This is a genomic window from Streptomyces sp. NPDC104761 (assembly GCF_055583445.1).
The window spans coordinates 93,619-101,799 of the sequence record NZ_JBVJNZ010000018.1 but is presented as its reverse complement, the minus strand read 5'-3'; the positions used below and the strand labels follow the sequence as shown (position 1 = coordinate 101,799).

Below are 8,181 nucleotides of genomic sequence, written 5' to 3'. Positions count from 1 at the left end.
TTCCCCCCTCCTCGTTTGCCTTGGCCGTGTCCCTCCCCCCCCCCCCCCCCCCCCACCCCCCCCCCCCCCCCCCCCCCCAGCGCCGCAGGGCGGGCCGGGTACGGGGCACGGCAGGCATCGAGGGCCTCCAGGGACGCTCCGTGGCGGACCGGGTACAGGGCTTTCGCTCACCATAAGCGGGCTCCGCGGGACCCGCCTCCCGGCGAGGGGGCCGGGCCGGGGTGCCCTGGTCTCCGCCTGTCCGCCGCCCGCCCTCCGCGGGGTCGTCCCGTTTCGATGCCCTTGCATACTTTTACTGACGGTTCGAGATCAGTGTCGCTCGATGGGGTGAAATGTGGATAAGCCATAACTCACATGGTTCGCCTGCGTTTTAACCGTTGCGGGCGAGCGCCCGCAATCATGTCTGGAAGGCAGGGAACCTATGAAACGGGTTACCCGAAACGGTGTGATCGCCGTCGCTGCCGCCTCAGGGGCGATGGCCGTGGCGGTTCCGGCCTGGGCCGACGCGGGCGCGGACGGTACCGCGGCCGGTTCGCCCGGGGTGATCTCCGGCAACGGCATCCAGTTGCCGGTCGACCTCCCGGTGAACGTGTGCGGGAACACCGTGAACGTGGTGGGGCTCCTGAACCCGGCGGCCGGCAACACCTGCGCGAACGAGGGCGGCGACGCCACCGACGGCGCGCCCGGCGGCTCGGCCACGTCCGGCGGCGCGACCGCACGGGGCGCCGAGGAGGGCTCGCCCGGGGTGATCTCCGGCAATGGCATCCAGTTGCCGGTCGACCTCCCGGTGAACGTCAGCGGCAACAGCGTGAACGTGGTCGGCGCCCTGAACCCGGCCACCGGCAACACCTCGGTGAACACCTCCGGCGACCACCCGAGTCCGCCGAAGACCTCCACCTCGGAGCCGCCCACCGTCAAGCCGCCGGCCCCGCCTAAGGCGCACACGGAACCCAAGGCGCACCACCCCGCCGCGCCGTCGGCCCAGGCCACCCTCGCCCACACCGGCACGGACCTCACCGGTGCCGCCGCGGCGGGCAGCGCGGCGCTGCTGCTCGCCGGGACCGCCCTGCACCGGCGCTTCCGCCCGGGCCGGACGCGCTGACCGGCCGGCGTGATATGGGGGCGGACTGACGCACCGCGCACCGGCAGGCCCCACCGGACCCGACCGGTGGGGCCTCCGCCGTTTCCGCGGGGCACCAGGCGCTGAGCATTCGGCCGGCGGACCGGCAGACCGGCAGGCCGACAGACGGAAAAACCGGCAGACCGGCAGACCGATTAGACCGGCGGACCGGCGGACCGGCGGACCGGCAGGCCGATCAGGCCGGCTGTCCGGCGGACCGGAACCGCACGTGGCACGTCAACGGCTTGATCCCGTCGTGGCGCGGCGCCCGGTGATCGGGAAGGATGCTGCGGGCGCGCGGCGCCGGTCGCCGCGCGGTCGGACCCCGTCACGGAATGGAGCCATCGATGACCTCTCCGGCCCCGCGGGACCTCGTCGTCACCCGGGCCACGCCCGACGACTGGCCGGTGATCGTCGGCTGGGCGGCGGACGAGGGCTGGAACCCCGGGCTGTCGGACACCGCCGCCTTCTTCGCCCAGGACCCCGACGGGTTCTTCGTCGGCCGGGTCGACGGCGAACCGGTGTCGGCCATCTCCGTCGTCAACCACGGCGCGGACTACGCCTTCCTGGGCTGGTACCTGGTCCGCCCCGACCTGCGCGGCCAGGGACACGGCCTCATCACGTGGAAGACCGCACTCGCCCACGCAGGCAACCGCACCGTCGGCCTGGACGGCGTGGTGGCCCAGCAGGAAAACTACCGCCAGTCCGGCTTCGAACTCGCCTACCGCACCGCCCGGTTCGTGGGCGAGGCCCGCGCCGCCGGGACCCCGGCCGGCGTCCGGCCCGCGCGCGCCACCGACCTGGCCGCCGTCACGGCGTACGACAGCGCCTGCTGCCCGGCCGACCGGCCGCGCTTCGTGGCCGCGTGGCTCGCCACCCCCGGGCACCGGGCGCTCGTGCGCCACGACGGCGACCGCCTCACCGGTTACGGCGTGATCCGCCCCGGCCGCGACACGCTGCGCATCGGCCCCCTCTTCGCCGACACCGCCGAGGACGCCCACGCCCTGTTCACCGCCCTCACCGCCGAGGCGGCGGGCAGCCAGGTCGCCATCGACGTACCCGCGACCAGCACGGCGGGGGTCGCCCTCGTGGAGGAGGCCGGGTTCACGCCCTCGTTCGAGACCGCCCGCATGTACACCGGCCCGGTCCGCGACCACGCCCGCGAGCGGGTCTTCGGGGTGACGACGCTCGAACTGGGCTGACCCCTCGAACTGGGCTGACCCCGCGGGCCCGGGCACCCGGCGGCCACGGGAAAAGGTGTTGCCGCCGTCGCGCCCGGATGGTGGAGTGCCCGGATGGATCACCAAGCCGTACTCGCCCTGTACGACCGTGACATGCGCGAGGGCGCCCGGCCCGACGGGCCCGGCGACCGGGTCGAACGCGTGGGCGCGGTGGTGCGCCAGGTCTCGGACGCCGGGGGATGGAACGGCGTGCTCTGGTCGGACCTGGACGAGGCGACCGCGGACCGGGCGATCGCCGGGCAGGTCGAGTTCTTCGCCGCCCGCGGGCAGGAGTTCGAGTGGAAGGTCTACGGCCACGACCTGCCGTCGGACCTCGGTGACCGGCTGACCGCGGCCGGGTTCAGGCCGGAGCCGCAGGAGACGCTGATGATCGGCGAGGTCGCCCGGCTGAGCCTCGACGCCGAACTGCCGGACGGCGTGCGCGTGGTGCCCGCCACCGACCGGGCGGGCATCGAACTCGTGGTGGACGTGCACGAGAAGGCCTTCGGCACCGACGGTTCGCGGCTGCGCCACCAGCTGCTGACGCGGCTCGCCGACCAGCCGGACAGCATGGTCGCCCTGGTCGCGCTCGCCGGGGACGAGCCGGTCAGCGCCGCCCGGGTGGAGCTGGTGCCCGGGGCGAGGTTCGCCGGTCTGTGGGGCGGCGGCACGGTGGCGCAGTGGCGCGGACGCGGTGTGTACCGTGCCCTCGTGGCCCACCGGGCCCGGGTCGCCGCCGCTCACGGTTGCCGGTACCTCCAGGTGGACGCGTTGCCCACGAGCCGGCCGATCCTCGAACGGCTGGGCTTCCACGCCCTGACCACGACCACGCCGTACCTCTCCCCGCAGTAGCCGCAGAGGAGGGACGACCGGATCCCGGGCGCGCCCGAGCGGGGGGGGGGGGGGGGGGGGGGGGGGGGACTCCCCGCCCCCCCCCCCCCCCCCCCCCCTGCCCCCCCCCCCCCCCCCCAACACCCCCCCCCCCCCCCCCCCCCCCCCCCCCCCCCCCCCCCCCCCCCCCCCCCCCAGCCCCCAAGAAGGGCGCAACCCCCCCCCCCCCTCCCCCCCGCGCGGGGGGCCCCCCCCCCCCCCCCCCCCCCCCCCCCCCGCACCGAGGCGTGCTCAGGTCACCGGCGTGCCCTGCTGCGGTCGAGTGCCGCGATCCCCAGCGCAGCCAGGGCGATCTGGATGAACCACTCGATCCAGTCGGGGCCCTTGGTGTCGGCCACGCCGAAGCCCGCCGCGAGCGCCGAACCCAGGAGCGCCGCCACGATGCCGACGACGATGGTCCACAGGATGCCGATGTGCTGGCGGCCGGGGACGACCAGGCGCCCCAGCACACCGATGATGAGTCCGATGATGATGGCGCTGATGATGCCCGAGATCTCCATTTCCGCCCCTCTTCGTCGGTACCCCGCTGCTGTCCAATCTGCCCGCTGAATCCGGCGGCAGTCCCGTCCGGTTGTTACAGCGGTTTTCTGTTCACCGACCTGACATGCCATGTACCTTTCAATGAGTTGACGCGTGTAGAAATCTCAAGCACGTTCTACGCGCGCAGAGTTGGCGCCCGCACCGCCTCTACCCCACCCCCTCACGGAGGTTCGCCGGATGCTTGGATCCAGCAGATCCCGCCACAGATTCACCACCGCCCTGGCCGGGTTCGGACTGCTCGTCACGGGAGCCGCCCTCCAGGTCGGCACCGCGGCCGCCCCCGCCCACGCGGCCACCACCTACAAGGTCCTGTTCGACGACGGCCACGCCGAGGAGGCCGGCAACGCGGACTGGATCATCTCCACCAGCAAGCCCGACCCGCTCGCCCAGGACTCCTCCCCGTCCTCGGAGACCGACTGGACCGGCGCGCTGTCGTCGTGGGGCGTGGCCCTCCAGAAGACCGGCAGCTACAGCATGAAGACGGCGACCAGCGCGCTCACCTACGGCGGTTCGTCGACGACCGATCTGTCGAACTTCGACGCACTGGTCCTGCCCGAGCCGAACACGCTGTTCACGACCGCCGAGAAGACGGCGATCATGAACTTCGTGAAGAACGGCGGCGGGCTGTTCATGATCTCCGACCACACCGGGGCCGACCGCAACAACGACGGCTACGACGCGGTCGAGATCCTCAACGACCTGATGACCAACAACAGCGTCGACTCGACCGACCCGTTCGGCTTCTCGATCGACTCGCTCGACATCAGCTCCGGCTACCCGGCCGCGATCAGCGACAGCAGCAACCCGGTGCTGAACGGCTCCTTCGGCACGGTCACCAAGAGCCTGATCGCCGACGGCACCACCGCCACCCTCAAGCCCTCGGACAACTCCGCGGTCAAGGGCCTGGTGTACCGCAGCGGCTACTCAGGCAACACCGGTGCCTTCTTCGCCACCAGCACCTTCGGCAGCGGGCGGGTCGCGTTCTGGGGCGACAGCTCCCCGATCGACGACGGCACCGGCCAGTCCGGCAACACGCTGTACGACGGCTGGAACGACAGCGGCGCCACCAACGCGGCCCTCGCCCTCAACGCCACCGCCTGGCTCACCGGCGCGTCCAGCGGCAGCAGCGGTGGCGGCGGAGGGGGCGGCGGTGGCACCTGCACCTCCGCCCAGCTCCTCGGCAACCCCGGCTTCGAGTCGGGCAACACCACCTGGACCGCCAGCAGCGGGGTCATCACCAACTCCAGCAGCGAGGCGGCGCGCACCGGTTCCTACAAGGCCTGGCTCGACGGGTACGGGTCCGCCCACACCGACACGCTCTCCCAGTCGGTGACCATCCCGTCCGGCTGCTCCGCGACGCTCAGCTTCTATCTGCACGTGGACACCGCGGAGACCACCACCAGCACCGCCTACGACAAGCTGACGGTGACCGCCGGATCCACCACCCTGGCCACGTACTCCAACCTCAACGCGGCCTCCGGATACGTCCTCAAGAGCTTCGACGTGTCCTCTCTGGCCGGCACCACGGCCACCATCAAGTTCTCCGGTGCCGAGGGCTCGACGCTCCAGACGTCCTTCGTCATCGACGACACCGCGCTCAACGTGAGCTGACCGGGGCGGACGGTTCCGGCGCGCCCGCCGGAACCGTCCGCTCCACCGCGTTCCAGCCGGAGACCCGCACCTGGGGCGACGAACCGTGAAGGTCCGCGGTCCGGTAGGTGGCCGTCAGGGTCGCCGACTCGCCCGGCCACAGGCTGACCGCGTTGTCCGACCACCGGACCGGCAGCACGGGCCTGCCGTTCGCGTCGACCAGATGGACGTCCGTCAGCAGGGACGGGGTCTTGCCGGCGCCCGTGGTGCGGACGGTGACCGTGGTCGTCGACGTGCCGTCGGCCTCCGTCGTCGACGCCGTCGCCGTGACCGGGACCTGGGCCATCGAGGACAGCCCCGTCAGGTCCGCGTAGCTCGTCGTCGGCGTGTGCCACCAGTCGGTCCTCGCCCAGTCGAGGGTGTCGGCCTTGGTGGAGAGCCAGTAGACGTTGCGGCTCACCTCCCTGCCGTCGGCGTCGGTCAGCGTCAGCCGGGCCAGGTAGGTGGACGCCAGCCCGCTGACGGACGCCGGCAGTGCGAGCGCGGTGCTGTGCGCGCCGTCGCCCTGGACCGAGACACCGGTGACGGTCCTGTCGTACTTCTGGGTGCCGTCGGGGTTGAACAGGGTGGCCCGCGCGGTGAGCCCGGAGACCGGCGTGTGCCGGTTGTTCACCACGGCCACCGAGCGGTCGTCGTAGGAGTACTGCACGTGCAGCGGCTCGTTGGCCTTCTTCGCGCCGAAGTAGGCGCCGCCCTGGTCGAGGTAACGGTCCATCAGCTGCCAGTGCAGGGACGTCCAGCCGCTGTTGAACATCCAGTACACGACCCCGGTCGAGGGCTTCGAGGTGTCGGTCTGGTTGCGCTCGTACGCCTCGTACTGGGCGCGGACGTTCTCGTACTGGGCGAGCTGGGCCTTCCTGACGTAGTCGGTGAGGCTCTCCGGGGCACCGTAGCGGCCGGTGAGGGCGGCGTCGTAGACCTTCAGGGTGCCGAAGGTCGCGGACGGCGAGCGGTGGTACTGCTTGGCGTCCGGGTTCTTCCAGAGTGTGTCGAGTTCGGCCGGGGTCATCATCCGGCGCAGGGTGTCGAGGGTGGGGATGTCCGGGCCCGCGCTGGTCTCCGAGTTGAAGCCGGTGGCGCCGCCCTCGCGCTTGGCGTACCAGTAGCCCGGCGGGACCCAGTCGTAGGGGCCGGTCATCTTCATGCCCGAACCGCCCAGCTGGGGAGCCGACTTGTCGGAGGCGGCGGGAACCACCGGGACGGTCCAGTCGGCGGCGTCCAGGGCGTCCAGATAGTTCTTCTCGATCGTCGCGTCGGGCGCGGCGTCGCTGCCGATCAGGAAGGAGACCACGCTCGGGTGGTCACGCAGCCGGGCGGCCTCGGCGGCCATCGAGGCCTGGGCGACCTGGTAGTCGGCGGCGGTCCACTTCTCGCCGCTCTCTCCGGGGTTGGTCTGCCCCTCCCACTTGTCGCAGCACTCCCAGCCGGGCAGGGTGAGGACGCCCAGGCGGTCGGCGAGGTCGAAGAACTCGTCGGGCTCGATGTGGCCTTCCAGCCGGATGGCGTTGAGGCCCAGGTCCACGGCGTACTCGAGCCGGTCCGCGGCGTACGTGCGGTCCCAGCGCAGGAACTCGTCCGGTGACCAGCCGCCGCCCTTGATCAGCAGCCGGCGGCCGTTGATCGAGTACTGGCGGGCGCCGTCGGGGTTCAGCGGCGCCCGGACGTCCCGGATGCCGAAGCTCTCGTGGGCGGTGTCCGAGGCCGTGCCGCCCACGGTCGCGGTGAGGTCGAGGTCGTAGAGGGGCTGGCCGCCCATGCCCGCGGGCCACCACACCCTCGGGGAGGTCAGGTGCAGCCCCGGGGTGTCGGCGGGGGCGAAGGTGACGGTCCTGGTCTGGTGGGCCGCGAGCTCCACCGACCTGGTCAGGGTCACCCCGGCGACGGTGCCGGAGACCTCGGCGGTGACGGGGACGTCCGAGTCGTTGCGCGCCTGTGCCTTCACCGTCAGGTCGGCCGTCGCGAGGGACGGCACCGCCAGCTTCGTCACCACGTGCGCGTCGCGCAGCGCGACCGGACCGCCGCGCCGGACCAGCACGTCACGGACGATGCCCATGTTCTGGTCGGGCGGGGGCTGGAGCCAGTCGAGCCAGCCCATGGTGAGGTTCTTGTTCGGGTTGTTGGGCCGGATCCGGAAGGCGACCGTGTTCGTGCCGTCCTTCACCAGCGAGGTGACGTCCAGTTCGTGCCGGGTGTAGGCGCCGGTGACGTCGGCGGTGGTGGCGACCTGACGGCCGTTCACGTACACGTCGGCAGCCGAGATCACCCCGCTGAAGTCCAGGTAGGTGCGGTGCGCGGGGTCCGTGACGCTGAAGTCGCTGCGGTACCACCAGGGGACCTGGAAGGGCGACTTGGGGATCTTCTGGAGGTTGGTGGAGACGAACGGGTCGTCGTAGACGCCGTCGGCGAGCAGCGCGGCCAGGACCGTGGAGCGGGGGCCCGCCGGATACCAGCCCTTCGCCGGGTAGCCCGGGGAGGAGACCGCCGCCGCGGAGTCGCCCACGTCCGCCGTCGACCGGATCGCGAAGCCGGACAGCGGGGTCGCGGACCCGGCGGCGGACGGCACACGGGTGATCCGGGCGGACCCGTGGGCCGGGTCGCGGGCCCCGGCCCAGGCGCTGGTGTTGAGTGAGCAGAGCAGTCCCAGGGCCACGGCGGCCGTGGCGAGGCGGTGTCCGGGGGCGCGGCGAGGGAACACGATGGTCTCCAGGCTCGTAAAGTTAGGAAACTTTACTAACCCGGCTCAAGCTAGGGTGCCACGAA

At 72.3% G+C, this 8,181-nt stretch carries 6 protein-coding genes; 4 read left to right on the top strand and 2 right to left on the bottom strand.

Annotation, left to right across the window (positions count from 1 at the left end; translation table 11 throughout):
* The first annotated feature begins 421 nt into the window (after positions 1–421).
* The 3 genes from ACZ63F_RS36585 (at position 422) to ACZ63F_RS36575 (ending at position 3,192) form a co-directional block, all read left to right on the top strand.
* Positions 422–1,102, top strand: a complete 681-nt coding sequence (locus ACZ63F_RS36585) for a chaplin (protein ID WP_469717835.1) — start codon at positions 422–424, stop codon at positions 1,100–1,102.
* A 365-nt stretch (positions 1,103–1,467) separates the two neighbouring features.
* Complete coding sequence (locus ACZ63F_RS36580; protein WP_469717834.1) at positions 1,468–2,322, top strand: GNAT family N-acetyltransferase; 855 nt, start codon at positions 1,468–1,470, stop codon at positions 2,320–2,322.
* A 93-nt stretch (positions 2,323–2,415) separates the two neighbouring features.
* Positions 2,416–3,192, top strand: a complete 777-nt coding sequence (locus tag ACZ63F_RS36575; protein ID WP_469717832.1) for a GNAT family N-acetyltransferase — start codon at positions 2,416–2,418, stop codon at positions 3,190–3,192.
* 275 nt (positions 3,193–3,467) lie between these two features.
* On the opposite strand, the gene ACZ63F_RS36570 is transcribed toward ACZ63F_RS36575, so the two are convergent.
* Complete coding sequence (locus tag ACZ63F_RS36570) at positions 3,468–3,731, bottom strand: GlsB/YeaQ/YmgE family stress response membrane protein (protein ID WP_351961003.1); 264 nt, start codon at positions 3,729–3,731, stop codon at positions 3,468–3,470.
* 217 nt (positions 3,732–3,948) lie between these two features.
* Here ACZ63F_RS36570 and ACZ63F_RS36565 point away from each other — a divergent pair, with 217 nt between their 5' ends.
* Positions 3,949–5,382 carry a hydrolase gene (locus ACZ63F_RS36565; protein ID WP_469717830.1) on the top strand — a complete coding sequence of 478 codons (1,434 nt, stop codon included), beginning with the start codon at positions 3,949–3,951 and terminating at the stop codon, positions 5,380–5,382.
* Here the strand turns inward: ACZ63F_RS36565 and ACZ63F_RS36560 are convergent.
* The gene (locus tag ACZ63F_RS36560; protein WP_469717829.1) at positions 5,369–8,116 is read right to left on the bottom strand and encodes a glycoside hydrolase family 2 protein; all 2,748 of its coding nucleotides are present in this window, start codon (positions 8,114–8,116) and stop codon (positions 5,369–5,371) included. The genes ACZ63F_RS36565 and ACZ63F_RS36560 overlap by 14 nt on opposite strands.
* Positions 8,117–8,181: the final 65 nt, after the last annotated feature.